Origin of the sequence: Achromobacter aegrifaciens (genome assembly GCF_902859965.1) — a bacterium.
In the GTDB taxonomy this organism is placed as follows: Bacteria; Pseudomonadota; Gammaproteobacteria; order Burkholderiales; family Burkholderiaceae_B; genus Achromobacter; species Achromobacter aegrifaciens.
On the sequence record NZ_CADIKO010000005.1, the window covers coordinates 1 to 14,840 of the forward strand.

Genomic DNA, 14,840 nt, shown 5'->3' on the forward strand with positions numbered 1-14,840 from the left:
GGCCACCGACCTGACCGCGTTGCGCCTGTCCGCAAGCTTCACGCAGCTGAGCCGCGCGCGGCCCACGGACTGCACGCCGCTGGTGATGGACGCGGTGCAGGCCGCCGCCGATCAGCTGGGCTACGCCTCCATGCGCCTGCCCAGCGGCGCGGGCCACGACGCGGTCTACATGGCGCCCACCGGCCCCATCGGCATGATCTTCATCCCCTGCCTGAACGGCCGCAGCCATTGCCCGGAAGAGTGGATCGAACCCACGCAGCTGCTGGATGGCACCCGCGTGCTGTACCAGTCGGTGCTGGAACTGGACCGCAAGCTGCGCGCCGCCTGAGGCCGGGACGGCCCTGCCAGGCCCGCGGGTATCTCCCGCCCGCGGGCGGGGCGCTGCCATAATGGGCGCCTCGCGCCGCGACCGGCGCCCTCTCCCGCCTTGCCCGCCCCATGGAACAGATAGAACTCAACGACAGCACCGCCGACCGCTACCTGCTGGACGCGCCCGGGCTGTCCCTGCTGGTCTTCCACAGCCGCACCTGTGGCACCTGCCGCGTCGCCCGTGAACAACTGCCGCAGCTGGAGCTGCCCGTGGAACGCGTGTGCTGGGTCGACGCCGGCGACAACCGCGGCCTGGTCGAGCGCTACGAAGTCTTCCACCTGCCCGCCATGTTCGTGACGCGCGACGGCGCCTTCTTCGGCCCGGTGCAATCGACGCTGGCGGAATGGGATCTGCGCCAGCAGATCGGCCTGGCCCTGGACAGCTACCCCGCCGAACTGCCGTGAGCGCCGCCAAGCCCTTGCGCCAGCCGCTGGACGGGCTGGCGACCGGCGCCATGCTGCTCTTGTGCGTCTGCTGGGGCTTCCAGCAGATCGCCATCAAACTGGTGGCCGCGGATGTTTCGCCCATCATGCAGATCGGACTGCGCTCGGCGTTCGCGGCGCTGGTGCTGGCCGTGGCCGTGTGGCGGCGCGAAGGCCTGCGTGCCGTCATGGACGGCACGGCGTTGCCCGGTCTCATCGTGGGCCTGCTGTTCGCCGGGGAATTTCTGTTCGTGGCGCAGGGCCTGGTCTACACCACGGCCTCGCACATGTCGGTGTTCCTGTACACCGCGCCCATCTTCACCGCGCTGGGACTGCACTGGCTGCTGCCCGAAGAACGCCTGAAGCCGCTGCAGTGGGTGGGCGTGGCCGTGGCGTTCTGCGGCATCGCCGTGGCCTTCCTCGGCAAGGGCCAGCCGGCGGGATCGGCCGGCGCGCCCAACATGCTGCTGGGCGATGCGATGGGCCTCCTGGCCGGCCTGTTCTGGGGCGCCACCACCGTGGCGATCCGCAAGACCTCGCTGTCCGAAGCCGCGCCTGCCAAGACGCTGTTCTATCAGATGGCGGTCGCGGCCATTACCCTGCTGGCCTACGCCGCGGCCACCGGCAACGCCGGCTTTCGCTATACGCAGGCGGCAGTGCTCAGCGTCGCCTTCCAGTCCGTGGTGGTGGCCCTGTCCAGCTATCTGGCCTGGTTCTGGCTGCTGCGCCGCTACCTGGCTTCGCGCTTGTCCGTCCTGTCGTTCATGACGCCGCTGTTCGGCGTGAGCTTCGGCGTGCTCATCCTGGACGAACCGCTGGACGCCGGTTTCGTGCTGGGCGCGCTGCTGGTGCTGACCGGCATCACCCTGGTGAGCGGCGCCGAACTGCTGCGCGAGAAGCTGCGGCGCGCGCGCTGATCCACCCTCGCCTATGGCCTGGATCGCGGCGCGGGCGCCGCGCCCAGGTTCAGCACGATCAGCGCGGCGCCTCCCAGCACCAGGGCGAATCCCCACCAGTCCAAGGCGGCGGGCCGGTCGCCCACCAGCGCCATCGCGCCCAGCACTCCCACCACCGGCACCATCAATGTGGTCAGCGCGGCCACCGTGGCGCTGACGCGCTCGCTCAGCACGAACCAGAGCCAGTACGCGACGGCGGTGCCCAGGATGATGTGGAACGACAGCGCCGCCACCACACGGCCGTTCCAGCCCTGCGTGGGGAACGATTCGCCCGCGATCAGCATGCCGCCCAAGGCGCAAGCCGCGCCCACCGCCAACTGCCAGGCCGTGACGACGATGCGATCGCCGGCCACCGGCCAGCCCTTCAAGTAGACCGTGCCGGCGGCCCAGCCGAAAGCCGCCACCAGCGGAAACACCAGACCCTTGGCCGCGGCCGCATCGTGTTCGCCGAAGACTGCGCGCAGCACCGGCCAGGCCAGGATGGAAACCCCGGCCGCGCCCAGCAGCAGCGCCAGCGCCCGGCGCCGGTCCAGGCGTTCGCCCAGCACCGCCCAGGCCAGCACGGCCGACATCATGGGCATGGTGAAGGTCAGCACCGCCGCGCGCGAGGTGCTGGTGCTGAGCTGCGCCCAGGCCACCAGCAGGTTGAAGGCCGCAACGGCAAGCAGGCCGCCCACGATGATGCCGCGCCACGACTCGCTCGGCGGCAGCAGGGGCACCCGCTTGGCTCGCGCCAGCAGCAACAACAGCACCGCGCCGCTGCCCAGGCCGAGCAGGCGCAGCGTGAACGGCGGGAAAATCGACAGGATGATCTTCACCGCCGGCCAGTTCAGGCCCCAGAACAGGGCCAGCGCAACCGGGATCAGGCGCACGCGGCGCGCGCCTGTGCCGTCAGTTCGGACAGGCCCTGCCGCTGCTTGCCCTGGGCATCGAAATTGTCGGGGCTCAACCAGCGCTCATAGGCGGCACGCAGCGCGGGCCAGTCGCCGTCGACCATGGCGAACCAGGCCGTGTCGCGGCTGCGGCCCTTGTACACCGTGGCCTGGCGGAAGATGCCCTCGAACTGGAAACCCAGCCGCAGAGCCGCCGCGCGCGACGGCGCGTTCAGGCTATCGCACTTCCATTCATAGCGGCGGTAGCCCAGTTCGTCGAAGGCGCGGCTCATCAGCAGGAACTGGGCCTCGGTTGCGATGCGGGTGCGCTTGAGCTGGCGCGAGAACGACACGAAGCCGACTTCGATCGCGCCGTTGGCCGGGTCGATGCGCATCAGCGCCAGCGTGCCGATGGCGCGCCCCGTTTCCAGGTCGATGATGGCGTGATGCAAGGGGTCATTGCCGGCCTGCGCCTTCTCGGCGAACTGGCGGTAGGCCGCCAGGTCCGCGAAGGGTCCCACCGACATGTAGGTCCAGTCGCTGTCGTCCGGCGCCTGGCTGAACGCGTGGAACAGATCCTCGGCGTGGCGCTCGGCCGACAGCGGCTCCAGCCGGCAATAGCGGCCGACGATGGGTGTCAGGGGCGGACGCGGACGCGTGGTCCAGCCCGTCATGTCCGGGCCGATGGGTTGCTGGTAGGCGTTGACGCGGGGTTGCATGCTACGGGGCCTCTTCAGGTTGGCGCGCCGCCCGAAGGGACGGACGCAGTACGCATGCCCTCACGATATCGGAATCGTGGCATCATAAAAAGCACCACGATCCAGAATTTTAATAGGGCCAAGATGAATACCCCCGCCCTGCTTTCCAGCCCGCTCACGCGCGGCCCCGGCGCCCTGCCGCGCCAGCGCCAGCTGATCCAGCGCCTCAAGCAAGCCATCCTGGCCGGACAGCTGCCCGCGGGCGGCAAGCTGCCCTCGTCGCGCGCCCTGTCAGAAGAACTGGCCATCTCGCGCAACACGGTGCTGATCGCCTACGAGCAGCTCACGGCCGAAGGCTACGTGATCGCCGACCGCCAGGGCACGCGGGTCGCTCCCCTGTCGGCCGCCGCGGCCATCGCCGCCAAGCGCGCGACGCCGCCCACGGACCAGCCCTCGCTCACCGCCAAGCGGCTGACGCGCATCGTCTCCACGCGCTACGCCCACGACGGTTCGCTGCCCATGACGCCCGGCACGCCTGCGCTGACGCAGTTTCCCATCAACGCATGGCGCCGCGCGCAGGACCGCGCGCTGCAAGCCGCCCCGGCCACGGCCCTGGGCTACGGCCATCCCGTGGGCGAGCCGGCGCTACGCGAAGCCATCGCCCAATACCTGCGCGTGTCGCGCGGCGTGCGCTGCGACGCCTCGCGCATCGTCATCACCGAAGGCGCCCAGGGCGCGCTGGCGCTCTGCGTGCAGCTGTTGACCAACCCTGGCGACACCGCCTGGCTGGAAGACCCCGGCTACCGCGGCGCCAAGTCCGCCTTCCATGGCGGCGACCTGGACGTGGTTGCCATGCGCGTGGACGCGGACGGCATCGTGATTCCCGAAAGCGCCTGGCAGGAACGCCCGCCCCGCCTCATCCAGACAACGCCGTCGCACCAGTACCCGACCGGCGCGGTGCTGTCCCTGCCGCGCCGCCTGGGCTTGATCGAACGCGCCCGCCAGGCCGGCGCCTGGATCATCGAGGACGACTACGACAGCGAATTCCGCCACCAGGGCGAACCCATCGCCGCGATGCAGGGCCTGGTCGAGGACGCGCCGGTGCTCTACGTGGGCACCTTCAGCAAGACCATGTTCCCGGCGCTGCGCCTGGGTTTCGTGGTGCTGCCCGAAGCCATCGCCGCGCAGGCGATGCCATCCATCATCGAGATGCTGCGCGGCGGCCACCGGCTGGAACAGCTGACCATGGCGGCCTTCATGGAAAACGGCCAGTTCTCGCGCCACCTGGGCCGCATGCGGCGCCTGTACCGAGAACGCCAGGGAGCATTGCGCGAGGCGCTGGCGGCGCATCTGGGGATCGAACACGAAGTCCTGGGCGGACATTCCGGGCTGCATCTGACGGTGCGGCTGCCTGCTGCATATCCCGACCGGGAGATCGTGGAACAGGCGCGCAAGATCGGGATGAATCCGGGCGCGTTGTCCTCGTTCGCGGTGGCGCCGCGGGCGGAGGACAATGGCCTGGTGATCGGATATGGCAATACCGGAGCCGAGCGGTTCGCGGGCCTGGTGCGCAGGCTCCGCGACGTGACGTTGGGACTCAAGGGCTCCCGTACCGCACCATGATCAGCCAGTCGGCATGCACCGACGGCCTGAGCGTCCCCTCCGCCTGGATCGCGACCTTCCAGGCGCAGCGGGCCATGCCCGTGCCGGTCTCCACGACCTCGGCCAAGGAAAAGCTGGCGGCCACGCGCGTGCCGGAAACCACGGGCGCGGTGAAGCGGACCCTGTCGAATCCGTAATTCAGCAACATCGCTGCGCCCGGAAAGGCGATGCAGCTGTTCTGCCAGTGCGTCAGCAGCGACAGCGCCAGAAAGCCATGCGCGATGGTGTCGCCATAGGGGGATTCCGCTTGCGCGCGCAGCCGGTCCACATGGATCCACTGCGTATCGAGCGTGACCTGCGCGAACCGGTCGATCATGTCCTGATCGATCAGCAGCGCGTCGGAAACAATGGGAGGTTGCCCCACGGCGTTCAGCAAGGACTGGATCGAGTCGAACGGCAGAGGAGATGCAACAGGATTGCGTGTCATGGCGGCTTCAGATGCGTTCAAAGATTGCGGCGATGCCCTGCCCGCCGCCTATGCACATGGTGACCAGCGCGTACCGTCCGCCGATGCGCTCGAGTTCGTGCAAGGCCTTGACAGCGATGATCGCGCCCGTGGCTCCCACCGGATGCCCCAGCGCAATGCCCGAACCATTGGGATTGACCTTGGCCGGATCCAGATCCAGTTCGCTCGCCACCGCGCAGGCCTGCGCCGCAAAGGCCTCGTTGGACTCGATCACATCCATATCGGCGGCGGACAGGCCTGCCTTGGCCAGGGCGGCGCGCACGGCGGGAACCGGGCCCATGCCCATGTAGCGCGGGTCCACGCCGGCATGGGCGTAAGCAAGCAGGCGGGCCATGGGGCGCGCGTCCAGGGCCAGCGCCTCGGCACGCTCCATCAGTACCAGCGCGGCCGCACCGTCATTGATGCCGGAGGAGTTGCCCGCCGTGACCGTGCCATCGTCGGAAGAAAATACGGGCGTCAGGGCGGCCAGGTCCGACGGCGCGATGTCGGCGCGGACGTGCTCGTCCTGCGCGAACACAATGGGCTTGCGGCCGGGCGTCGTGATGGCCACGAGCTGCGCGTCGAAGCGGCCTTCGGCCACGGCGCGCGCGGCGCGGCGGTGGCTCTCCAGCGCCAGCGCATCCTGCGCGTCCCGCGTAATGCCGTAGCGCCTGGCGACGTTTTCCGCCGTGACGCCCATGTGGATGCGGTGGAACGGATCATGCAAGGCGCCCAGCAGCATATCGGTCATCGGCGCATCGCCCATGCGCGCGCCGAAGCGCAGCGCCGATGTGGCGTACGGCGCGCGCGACATGCTCTCGGCGCCGCCCGCCACCGCGACCTTGCAGTCGCCCAGCAGGATGGACTGCGCCGCCGAAACGACCGCCTGCAATCCCGAGCCGCACAAGCGGTTGACGTTGAATGCCGGCGTGCCGTCGGCGCAACCGGCCTCGATCGCCGCCACCCGCGACAAGTACAGGTCACGCGCTTCGGTCGTGATGACCTGGCCGAAGCAGACGTGCTCGATCTGCGCAGGCGCCAGGCCCGCGCGCGCCACGGCGGCTTTCAACACCTCGGCGGCCAGCGCCGTGGGCGGGACGTCCTTCAGGCTCTTGCCGAAACTGCCGATGGGCGTGCGCACGCCAGACAGGACTACAACTTCTCGGTTTCGCATGCCTGGGCCTTGGCGATCTCGTGGCGCAACTGGTCGAAACCGGTGGCGGGAACCGTTTCCTGCGCGCGGTCGGACACTTCGTCCAGGCGGCCGATCAGGGCCTGCGCGGACAACTCCTCTCCACTCAGATGGATACCGCGGGTCATGGTGATATTGGCCTGCTCGAAACTGCCCGCGCCCGCCATCAGAATGGTCCGGGTGGGCGCGTTTTCGGCCACCAGGGCAACCAGGGCGGGACTGACCGAGTCCGGCGTCAACAAGGCCAGCGCCTGCTCATCGAGCAGGCCTTCGGTCATGGCCGTGGCGGCCGTCGGCGCCAGGCAATTCACGCGCACGCCGTAGCGCTCGCCTTCGAGGGCAAGGGTCTGCATCAGGCCGACCAGCGCCATCTTCGCCGCGCCGTAATTGGCTTGGCCGAAGTTGCCATAGAGTCCCGAGGACGAGGTGGTCATGACGATGCGGCCATAGTTCTGTTCGCGCATGGCGTTCCACACCGCCTGGGTGCAATGCACCGCGCCCATCAGATGGACCTCGATCACGAGGCGGAAGTCCTCCAGGCTCATCTTGGCGAAGGTCTTGTCGCGCAGGATGCCCGCGTTGTTGACCAGGATGTCGACGCGCCCCCAATTTGCGATGGCCGCCTGCACCATCGCCTCGGCCTGCTGCGGCTGGGTCACGTCGGCGCCATGCGCCATGGCGTCCCCGCCAGCCGCGCGGATCGCGTCCACCACGGCCTGGGCCGGCGAGTCCGGCCGGTCGGCGCCCAGGTCGTTCACCAGCACCTTGGCGCCGTGCTGCGCAAGCTCCAGCGCATGCGAGCGGCCCAATCCACGCCCGGCTCCGGTCACGATGGCGACGCGGCCTTGCAAAAGTTGAGTCATAGAGTCTCCGGATGAATGGTTGTTCAGGGGATCAGGGGAAGCGCGGTGTCGGCCTGGGTCCGCAGGACGCCGGCGCGCTCGAGCTCGGCTATCGCGGCGTCGTCCAGGCCCACGCGCCTGAGCACCTCGCGCGTGCCCTCGCCCAGCGCGGGAGCGCCTGCCTGAGTCGGGCCGCCGTCCTGCTCGAAGGCAAAGCCTAGCCCATGCGTGCGCAGCTCGCGTCCACCCTGGTGAAAACGATGATCAGGCAGGCTCACGCAACCGGTAGCGTCCGCCTCGTCGAGGAACTCCTCGAGCTTTCTCACTTTGGCCGCGGGCACGCCGGCCTGGCTGAGCAGGTCCTCGAGCTGCGCGGCGCTGCGGGTCGAAAACGCGGCTCTCAGCCGTTGCACCACGTACTCGCGGTCGTTCGGCACCACGAATCCGTTGGGCAGGTTGAAGGCATCCAGATCCAGCGCCCTGGCGTCGCTGCACAGCGCCTCCACTCCGATGGCGGCGGTCAACTTGCGGAATTGTTCCGGCGTGTTCGCGGCCACCGCCAGCCAGCCGTCCGCACAGCGGTAGGTATCGGCCGCGGGACTGCCGGTGTAGCCCCGGTTGCCGACCCGGCGCGTCGGCGTGCCGTCGCTCAGGTAGGCGCAGGTATTGGTGTACATCAGCGCCAGCGAGGCCTGGACCATGGACGCGTCGATGTATTGCCCGGCGCCTTCGCGCAGTCTGCGATGCAGCGCCGACACGATGGACAGCGCGCCCAGCATGCCCACGGCCACGTCGATCACCGGAAAGCCCACTTTCAGCGGCGGCGCGTCGTCGCCCTCGCCCGACATCATCATCATGCCGGTCATCGCCTGGACCACATGGTCGTAGGCGCCGCGCTGCGACCAGGCCCCTTGCTGGCCAAAGCCCGAGATGGAGCAATACACGATGTCGGGCTTGACCGCCTTGATCGAGGCGTAGTCCAGCCCGTAGCGCGCCACCACGCCCGGCCTGAAGTTTTCGATGAACACATCGGCCGAGGCGGCCAGCGAGCGCAGCAGGTCCGCGCCCTGGCGGGTCCGGATGTCCAGCGCCAGCGATTGCTTGCCGGCGTTGATGGCCGCGAATCCGGTGGGCGTGTCGGTGTCGACGCCGTTCTTCATCGAGCGCAGGACTTCGCCCGCCAGGGGCGGTTCGACCTTGATGACTTCAGCGCCCAGTTGCGCCAGATAAAACGAAGCGAGAGGACCGGCGATCACGTGCGACAAGTCGAGCACGCGTACGCCTTCAAGAGGCTTGGCCATGGATTTCCTGCGGGTCAGCCGGCGGTGATGCCGGTCAGTTTGATGATTTCAGCCCATTTGCGGGCCTCGCTGCGCACGAACGACGCGGCGGCTTCCGGGCTGTCGCTTTGGATCACGCTGACGCCTGCCGCCTCGAAGTTGCTCTTGACGCCCGGGTCCTTGAGCGACGCCGTGGTTGCGCCATAGAGTTTGTCGGCCACCTCGGCGCTCGATTTGCGCGGCAGCCAGAAGGCGAACCAGAATTCCTGGACCGCCAGATCGCTGCCCAGGATCTCCCGCAGCGTGGGCACGCCGGCAAGCTCAGCCATGGGTTCGCGGCTGGTCACGGCCAGCGCGCGCAGCCGGCCGCCCTGCACCTGCGGCACGGCGGTCCCGGCAATGGCGAAGGCGAAATCCGTGTCCCCGCGCAGCAGCGAGGTCGGGATCTCCACCGACCCCTTGAACGGAACGTGCGTGGCTTCGGCCCCCAGCAGCGTGACGAAGGTCGCGCCGCCCAGATGCGCGGCCGATCCGATGCCGCCCGAGGCGTAGTTCATCTTGCCCGGTTGCGCCTTCAGGGCGGCGATCAGGTCTTGCGCCGTGCGGTAGGGTGACTTGGCGGACACGACCAGGACGCTGGGCGAGGCGCCGATCACCGTGACCGGCAGAAAGTCCTGCTCGGGATCGAACATCAGGCTCGGCTGCAGGGCTTTCTGGATCAGGTGCGAGTTGGAACCCAGCAGCACGGTATAGCCGTCGGGCGCAGCCTGGGCCACGTATTGGGCGGCCAGCACGCCGCCCGCGCCCACCTTGTTCTCCACCACGATGGTCTGACCCATCCTGGCGCCGAGCACCGGGCCGAATTGCCGCACCATGATGTCGGGTCCCCCGCCAGCGGCATAGGGCACGACGACGCGCACGGCCCGCGACGGATAGCTCTCTGCGGCGTTCGCCATGGAACGGAACATCATGCCCGCGCCAAGGGCGCCCAGGCAAAAAGTACGACGTTGCATGTTGTCTCCTTGTTATGCGGGCAGGATAGGCGATCGCAGCTAATCAAAAAATTGATATATTTTGATATAGCGATAACTTTCAGTTCTATCTCAACCCATGACCGGCGCCATCGAACCCGACCATCTGGTATCCAAGCTGCGCTTTCGCCATCTGCGCATGCTGCAAGTGGTGCAGAGCACGGGCAGCCTGCGCGCCGCGAGCCAGGCGCTCAACTTGACGCAACCCGCGCTGAGCAAGGCGCTGACGGAAGTCGAAAGCGCGTTTGGCTTTGCCTTGTTCCTGCGCACCGCGCGCGGCCTGAAACCGACACCGCAAGGAGAGGTGGTGCTGCGCGGCGCCGCGCTGTTGCTTGAAGAGCTTGGACATCTGCGCGCCGACGCCCAGACCGCCGATCGCTACGCGGCGAAGATCCGCATCGGCGCGCCGCCCTTCCTGGCGCAGACCTACTTGCGCGGCGTGGTCGAGAAACTGGTGAACCATGCCAGGCCGATGCGCGTGCAATTGCTCGAAGAACGCGTGCCCGCCCTGCTCCACGCGCTGGAGCTGGGCGAAATCGACGCGCTGATTTCCACTTTCCCGCTGCAGATGCTGGGATCCGGGGCGGCCGCGTTTCAGTACGTCAAATTGTTTGAAGTGCAGTTCGCGGTGATTGCGGCCGCCAGCCATCCGCTGGTCCGCGCGCGGCGCGTGGACTGGGCCAGCCTGGCACGGGAACGTTGGGTAATGCCGGCCGAAGGATCCATGGGCCGCAAGCTGATTGAAGACTGCTTCACCCATGCCGGCCTGCCCGCGCCCCTGCCCGTGGTGGAATCCACCAGCCCCACCACCGGCGTGCAGTTCGTCGCCAGCGGCCTGGGCATCGGCATCGTGCCGGACATGGCCCTCATCCGCGACACTATGGCCCCCGCGGGCGCGGTCAAGCAGATACGCGCGCACCCGGAACCGCCTTCCAGCGTGGTGGCCTTGATAACCCGGAAGGGACCATCCAATCCCCGCGTCGACCTCTTGCGGGAAGCGCTTGGAGAAGCGCTAGGCGCCCAGTCCGCCCAGCAGCAGTAGCGCGACGATCACCCAGAACAGGAATCCGATGATCGAACGGCGCAGCAGCGCCTTGACCGCGGCCCACAGGCACATCAGCCCCAGCACCAGCAGGATGAAATTGAAGATCGACGGGCTCATGCCCATTGCGCCGGCCAGCCCCGAGTAGAAATCGCCGAAGGCATGGCCCAGGCCGCCCAGCAGCCACTTCAAGCCCGCGACGACGCTGCGCAGCGCCTCGCCCAGCATGCCGCCCAAGGACGCAAAGAAACCGTCTTCGGCCTGCATCAGCGGCGGTTATCCATCAGCATGCGTACCGCCAGCCCGGCCAGCACCGTGCCCATCAGCCAGCGCTGCACCACCATCCACAAGGGGCGGCCCGCCAGGAACCCGGCGATGGAACCGGCCATGATGGCGATCAGCGCATTGACCGTCAGGCTGATGACCACCTGCGTCATGCCCAGCGCCAGCGACTGCGTGAACACGCTGCCGCGCTCGGGCTGGATGAACTGCGGCAGCAGCGACACGTACATGATCGCGATCTTGGGATTGAGCAGATTGGTCACCAGCCCCATCGTGAACAGCGTGCGCGGGCTGCTCTTGGGCAGTTCGCGCACCTGGAACGGCGAACGCCCGCCCGGGCGCAGCGCCTGCCAGGCCATGTACAGCAGGTACAGCGCGCCGCCGATGCGCAGCGCGTCGTAGGCGTAGGGCACCGCCATCAGCAGCGCCGTGATGCCGAACGCCGCGCAGAGCACGTAGAAGACGAAGCCGACCGCCACGCCCCCCAGCGAAATCAGGCCCGCCTGCGCGCCCTGCGAGATGGAACGGGATACCAGGTAGATCATGTTGGGCCCGGGTGTGAGCACCATGCCCAGGGCAACCAGGGCGAACGTCATCAGATGGGTAAGGTCGGGCATGATGGGCCGGCGCGGGGCCGCGCGGAAAGTGGAAACGTGAATCCACACCTTAGCGCAAAACTGTATCGGAACAGCGAACTTCCGGCGGGGGTTTGCGGACCAGTGGCGCCGGCGATACAGTTGTCCGGTTCCCACGCCTGGAGGGCCGGCCATGCCGCAAGCGCATTCTCATCCGAAAGACGGCGCCATCCGCATCGGTATCGGCGGCTGGACCTACGCCCCCTGGCGCGGCGTCTTCTACCCCGAAAACCTGCCGCATGCGCGCGAACTGGAATACGCCAGCAGCCAGCTCACCGCCATCGAGATCAACGGCACCTACTACAGTACCCAGAAGCCGGCCACCTTCGCCAAATGGCGCGATGAGACGCCCGCAGGCTTCGTGTTTTCGCTGAAGGCCTCGCGCTACGCGACCAACCGCCGCGAACTGGCGGGCGCCAAGGATTCGATCCACCGCTTCGTGCACAGCGGCATCGCCGAACTGGGCCCCAAGCTGGGGCCCATCGTCTGGCAGTTCGCGCCGACCAAGGTATTCGATGCGGACGATTTCGGCGCCTTCCTCGCGCTGCTGCCGGACAAGGTGGACGGCTTGCCGCTGCGCCACGTACTGGACGTGCGCCATAACAGCTTCGCCTGCGAGGAATACCTGGAGCTGGCGCGGCGCCACGGTGCGGCCACCGTCTACACGGACAGCGAGGACTACCCGTCCATCGCCGACCGTACCGCCGCTTTCGTCTATGCGCGGCTGATGCGCGCCAGCACGGCCTACAAGGCGGGCTACCCGCCCAAGGCGCTGGACGCCTGGGCGGACCGCCTGCGCAGCTGGGCCCGCGGCGGCCACCCGGCCGACCTGCCGCTCACCGGCACCCCGGAAAAAAAGGCGCGGCCGGGAGACGTCTTTGCGTTCTTCATCAATGGCGCGAAGGAACGCGCGCCGATGGCGGCGCGCGCCATGATCGAACGGCTGTAGCGCCTTATTGGGCGACCGGCGTGCGCAGGGTCACGAACTCTTCGGCAGCCGTGGGATGGATGCCGATGGTCTCGTCGAACACCTGCTTGGTCGCGCCGGCCTTCAGCGCGATCGCGATGCCCTGCACGATCTCGCCAGCGTCCGGGCCGACCATGTGCACGCCCAGCACGCGGTCGGTCTTGGCGTCCACGATCAGCTTCATCAGCGTCTTTTCCTGCGACTCGGTCAGCGTCAGCTTCATGGGCCGGAAGCGGCTTTCGAACAGCTTGACCTCGTGGCCGGCGGCGCGCGCCTCTTCCGTCGTCATGCCCACCGTGCCGATGTTCGGCAGGCTGAACACGGCGGTCGGAATCAGCTGGTAGTCGACCTTGCGGTATTCCTCGGGACGGAACAGGCGCCGTGCCACCGCCATGCCTTCGGCCAGCGCCACGGGCGTCAGCGGCACACGGCCGATCACGTCGCCGATGGCCAGGATGGAGGGCTCGGCCGTGCGGTATTCGTCGTCCACCTCGATGAAACCGCCCTTGCCCAGCTTGACCGCCGTGTTCTCCAGGCCCAGGTTGTCCAGCATGGGCCGGCGGCCAGTGGCGTAGAACACGCAATCGGCCTCGACCACGGAGCCGTCCTTCAGCGTGGCGGCCAGCGTGCCGTCGGCCTGCTTGTCGATCCGGACGACCTCGGCGTTGAAGCGCAGGTCGATGCCCTTTTTCACCAGCTCGTCGCGCAGATGCTCGCGCACGCCCTGGTCGAAGCCGCGCAGGAACAGCGGACCGCGATAGACCTGCGTGGTCTGCGCGCCCATGCCGTTGAAAATAGAGGCGAATTCGACCGCGATGTAGCCGCCGCCCACCACCAGCACGCGGCGCGGCAGTTCCTTCAGGAAAAAGGCCTCGTTCGACGTGATCGCGTGTTCCTTGCCCGGGATGTCCGGCACCTGGGGCCAGCCGCCGGTCGCCACCAGGATATTGGCGGTGCTATAGGATTTGCCGTTGATCTCGACCGTGTGCGGATCGAGGATGCGGGCGTGGCCTTCCAGCAGGGTGACGCCGCTATTGACCAGCAAATTGCGATAAATGCCGTTAAGACGTTCGATTTCCCGATTCTTGTTCGCGATCAGCGTGGGCCAGTCGAAGCTGGGCTCGCCGGCGTTCCAGCCGAAGCCGCGGGCCTGCTCGAAGTCCTCGCTGTAGTGCGCGCCATAGACCAGCAGCTTCTTGGGCACGCAGCCCACGTTCACGCAGGTGCCGCCCAGGTAACGGCTTTCCGCCACCGCCACGCGCGCGCCGAAGCCCGCCGCGAAACGCGCCGCGCGCACGCCGCCGGAGCCCGCGCCGATCACAAACAGATCAAAATCGAATGCCATGATGTTTCCTTCGCGCGCCCTTGCAGGCCCGCGCTCACTGTCCGGGGAAAACCGTATTTAACACCACCCGGCGCGCGCGCCCGGCCACGTCCGGTTTGCAGGCGGCCGCGATTGCTATACAGTGGCCCGCAGGCTGGCCGCCGCGCGCAGCCCCACCCCTGGAGCAGATCCCATGTCGCTTGAAACCTGGCTGGCCTTCCTGGGCGCGTCCGCCCTCCTCGTGATGCTGCCCGGCCCCACGATACTCACCGTCATCAGCTACTCCATTGCGCAAGGCCGGCGCGCACGCCTGCCGCTGGTGCTGGCGGTGGCGCTGGGCGACTCCACCGCCCTGCTGCTGTCGCTGCTGGGCCTGGGCGCCCTGCTGGCGGCGTCGGCGTTCTGGTTCACGGTGGTCAAGATCGTGGGCGGCCTGTACCTGCTGTACCTGGGCTTCAAGCTGCTGCGCGCCGGCGTGTCGCCGGCGACCCTGCCCACGGCCACTGCCTCGGGTTCGCGCTGGAAGCTGTTCGCCAACACCTATCTGGTGACGGCGCTGAACCCCAAGGGCATCATCTTCTTCGTGGCTTTCCTGCCGCAGTTCATCGATCCGGCGGGCGACGTGACGCGCCAGCTCTGGATCCTGTCGGCCACCTTCGTCGCCTGCGCCGGCATCAACGCCACGGCCTATGCCATCTTTGCCGGGTCCGCCCGGCGCCTGTTGGCCTCGCCCCGCGCCCAGCGCGGCTTCAACCTGGGCGGCGGCGCCCTGCTGTCCGCCGCCGGGATCTGGGCCTTGCTGGCGCGGCGCGTCTAGCCT

General features: G+C 68.1%; 17 protein-coding genes. 7 read left to right on the plus strand and 10 right to left on the minus strand.

Features of this window, described 5'->3' with window-relative positions; genetic code table 11:
• The 3 genes from HV793_RS27595 to HV793_RS27605 form a co-directional block, all read left to right on the plus strand.
• On the plus strand, positions 1-328 hold a 328-nt coding region (locus tag HV793_RS27595; RefSeq protein WP_175214268.1), incomplete at its 5' end, for a M20/M25/M40 family metallo-hydrolase.
• A gap of 110 nt (positions 329-438) precedes the next feature.
• Entirely contained in the window at positions 439-774 is a 336-nt protein-coding gene (locus HV793_RS27600; protein WP_119452051.1) for a thioredoxin family protein, read from the plus strand.
• Positions 771-1,709, plus strand: a complete 939-nt coding sequence (locus tag HV793_RS27605; protein ID WP_119452052.1) for a DMT family transporter — start codon at positions 771-773, stop codon at positions 1,707-1,709. Before HV793_RS27600 ends, HV793_RS27605 begins: the two co-directional genes overlap by 4 nt.
• Positions 1,710-1,720: 11 nt before the next feature.
• Here the strand turns inward: HV793_RS27605 and HV793_RS27610 are convergent, their stop codons facing one another.
• Positions 1,721-2,620: a DMT family transporter gene (locus HV793_RS27610; RefSeq protein ID WP_175214269.1), complete on the minus strand. Its 900-nt coding sequence runs from the start codon at positions 2,618-2,620 to the stop codon at positions 1,721-1,723.
• The gene (locus HV793_RS27615) at positions 2,611-3,339 is read right to left on the minus strand and encodes a GNAT family N-acetyltransferase (RefSeq protein ID WP_054458148.1); all 729 of its coding nucleotides are present in this window, start codon (positions 3,337-3,339) and stop codon (positions 2,611-2,613) included. The genes HV793_RS27610 and HV793_RS27615 overlap by 10 nt, the downstream gene beginning before the upstream one ends.
• A 123-nt stretch (positions 3,340-3,462) precedes the next feature.
• On the opposite strand from HV793_RS27615, the gene pdxR reads away from it, so the two are divergent.
• Positions 3,463-4,941 (plus strand): MocR-like pyridoxine biosynthesis transcription factor PdxR, encoded by a 1,479-nt coding sequence (gene pdxR / locus HV793_RS27620; RefSeq protein ID WP_175182298.1) that lies wholly within the window; start codon positions 3,463-3,465, stop codon positions 4,939-4,941.
• Here pdxR and HV793_RS27625 read toward each other — a convergent pair.
• Genes HV793_RS27625 through HV793_RS27645 form a run of 5 tightly spaced genes read right to left on the minus strand, consistent with a single transcriptional unit; the run spans position 4,916 to position 9,752 of the window.
• Positions 4,916-5,407, minus strand: coding sequence for a MaoC family dehydratase (locus HV793_RS27625; RefSeq protein WP_125473090.1), 492 nt, complete (start codon positions 5,405-5,407; stop codon positions 4,916-4,918). The genes pdxR and HV793_RS27625 overlap by 26 nt on opposite strands.
• Positions 5,408-5,414: 7 nt before the next feature.
• On the minus strand, positions 5,415-6,599 hold the full coding sequence (gene bktB / locus HV793_RS27630; RefSeq protein ID WP_175214270.1) for a beta-ketothiolase BktB: 1,185 nt from the start codon (positions 6,597-6,599) through the stop codon (positions 5,415-5,417).
• Positions 6,578-7,480, minus strand: coding sequence for an SDR family NAD(P)-dependent oxidoreductase (locus HV793_RS27635; RefSeq protein WP_125473092.1), 903 nt, complete (start codon positions 7,478-7,480; stop codon positions 6,578-6,580). The genes bktB and HV793_RS27635 overlap by 22 nt, the downstream gene beginning before the upstream one ends.
• Positions 7,481-7,503: 23 nt before the next feature.
• The gene (locus tag HV793_RS27640) at positions 7,504-8,760 is read right to left on the minus strand and encodes a CaiB/BaiF CoA transferase family protein (RefSeq protein WP_175162692.1); all 1,257 of its coding nucleotides are present in this window, start codon (positions 8,758-8,760) and stop codon (positions 7,504-7,506) included.
• A gap of 14 nt (positions 8,761-8,774) precedes the next feature.
• Positions 8,775-9,752 carry a Bug family tripartite tricarboxylate transporter substrate binding protein gene (locus tag HV793_RS27645; RefSeq protein WP_175162694.1) on the minus strand — a complete coding sequence of 326 codons (978 nt, stop codon included), beginning with the start codon at positions 9,750-9,752 and terminating at the stop codon, positions 8,775-8,777.
• A 97-nt stretch (positions 9,753-9,849) separates the two neighbouring features.
• Between HV793_RS27645 and HV793_RS27650 the strand changes: the two genes are divergently transcribed.
• Positions 9,850-10,812 (plus strand): LysR family transcriptional regulator, encoded by a 963-nt coding sequence (locus HV793_RS27650; protein ID WP_217481790.1) that lies wholly within the window; start codon positions 9,850-9,852, stop codon positions 10,810-10,812.
• Here the strand turns inward: HV793_RS27650 and HV793_RS27655 are convergent.
• A complete protein-coding gene (locus HV793_RS27655; protein ID WP_125473095.1) occupies positions 10,783-11,079 on the minus strand; it encodes a hypothetical protein in 297 nt (98 codons plus the stop codon). The two genes, HV793_RS27650 and HV793_RS27655, sit on opposite strands and share 30 nt — an antisense overlap.
• Positions 11,079-11,711: a LysE family translocator gene (locus HV793_RS27660; protein ID WP_175214271.1), complete on the minus strand. Its 633-nt coding sequence runs from the start codon at positions 11,709-11,711 to the stop codon at positions 11,079-11,081. Before HV793_RS27660 ends, HV793_RS27655 begins: the two co-directional genes overlap by 1 nt.
• 151 nt (positions 11,712-11,862) lie before the next feature.
• Here HV793_RS27660 and HV793_RS27665 point away from each other — a divergent pair, with 151 nt between their 5' ends.
• Positions 11,863-12,678, plus strand: coding sequence for a DUF72 domain-containing protein (locus HV793_RS27665; protein ID WP_175214272.1), 816 nt, complete (start codon positions 11,863-11,865; stop codon positions 12,676-12,678).
• A gap of 4 nt (positions 12,679-12,682) precedes the next feature.
• Here the strand turns inward: HV793_RS27665 and gorA are convergent, their stop codons facing one another.
• The gene (gene gorA / locus HV793_RS27670; RefSeq protein ID WP_175214273.1) at positions 12,683-14,041 is read right to left on the minus strand and encodes a glutathione-disulfide reductase; all 1,359 of its coding nucleotides are present in this window, start codon (positions 14,039-14,041) and stop codon (positions 12,683-12,685) included.
• 172 nt (positions 14,042-14,213) lie between these two features.
• On the opposite strand from gorA, the gene HV793_RS27675 reads away from it, so the two are divergent.
• Positions 14,214-14,837, plus strand: coding sequence for a LysE family translocator (locus tag HV793_RS27675; protein WP_175214274.1), 624 nt, complete (start codon positions 14,214-14,216; stop codon positions 14,835-14,837).
• Positions 14,838-14,840: the final 3 nt, after the last annotated feature.

Excerpts from the sequence above, each read along its gene's own strand:
- gorA (WP_175214273.1), bottom strand. The coding sequence starts at position 14,041 with ATGGCATTCGATTTTGATCTGTTTGTGATCGGCGCGGGCTCCGGCGGC.
- HV793_RS27600 (WP_119452051.1), top strand. The coding sequence starts at position 439 with ATGGAACAGATAGAACTCAACGACAGCACCGCCGACCGCTACCTGCTG.
- HV793_RS27655 (WP_125473095.1), bottom strand. The coding sequence starts at position 11,079 with ATGCAGGCCGAAGACGGTTTCTTTGCGTCCTTGGGCGGCATGCTGGGC.
- HV793_RS27615 (WP_054458148.1), bottom strand. The coding sequence starts at position 3,339 with ATGCAACCCCGCGTCAACGCCTACCAGCAACCCATCGGCCCGGACATG.
- bktB (WP_175214270.1), bottom strand. The coding sequence starts at position 6,599 with ATGCGAAACCGAGAAGTTGTAGTCCTGTCTGGCGTGCGCACGCCCATC.
- HV793_RS27640 (WP_175162692.1), bottom strand. The coding sequence starts at position 8,760 with ATGGCCAAGCCTCTTGAAGGCGTACGCGTGCTCGACTTGTCGCACGTG.
- HV793_RS27675 (WP_175214274.1), top strand. The coding sequence starts at position 14,214 with ATGTCGCTTGAAACCTGGCTGGCCTTCCTGGGCGCGTCCGCCCTCCTC.
- HV793_RS27635 (WP_125473092.1), bottom strand. The coding sequence starts at position 7,480 with ATGACTCAACTTTTGCAAGGCCGCGTCGCCATCGTGACCGGAGCCGGG.
- HV793_RS27660 (WP_175214271.1), bottom strand. The coding sequence starts at position 11,711 with ATGCCCGACCTTACCCATCTGATGACGTTCGCCCTGGTTGCCCTGGGC.
- HV793_RS27650 (WP_217481790.1), top strand. The coding sequence starts at position 9,850 with ATGACCGGCGCCATCGAACCCGACCATCTGGTATCCAAGCTGCGCTTT.
- HV793_RS27625 (WP_125473090.1), bottom strand. The coding sequence starts at position 5,407 with ATGACACGCAATCCTGTTGCATCTCCTCTGCCGTTCGACTCGATCCAG.
- HV793_RS27645 (WP_175162694.1), bottom strand. The coding sequence starts at position 9,752 with ATGCAACGTCGTACTTTTTGCCTGGGCGCCCTTGGCGCGGGCATGATG.
- HV793_RS27665 (WP_175214272.1), top strand. The coding sequence starts at position 11,863 with ATGCCGCAAGCGCATTCTCATCCGAAAGACGGCGCCATCCGCATCGGT.
- pdxR (WP_175182298.1), top strand. The coding sequence starts at position 3,463 with ATGAATACCCCCGCCCTGCTTTCCAGCCCGCTCACGCGCGGCCCCGGC.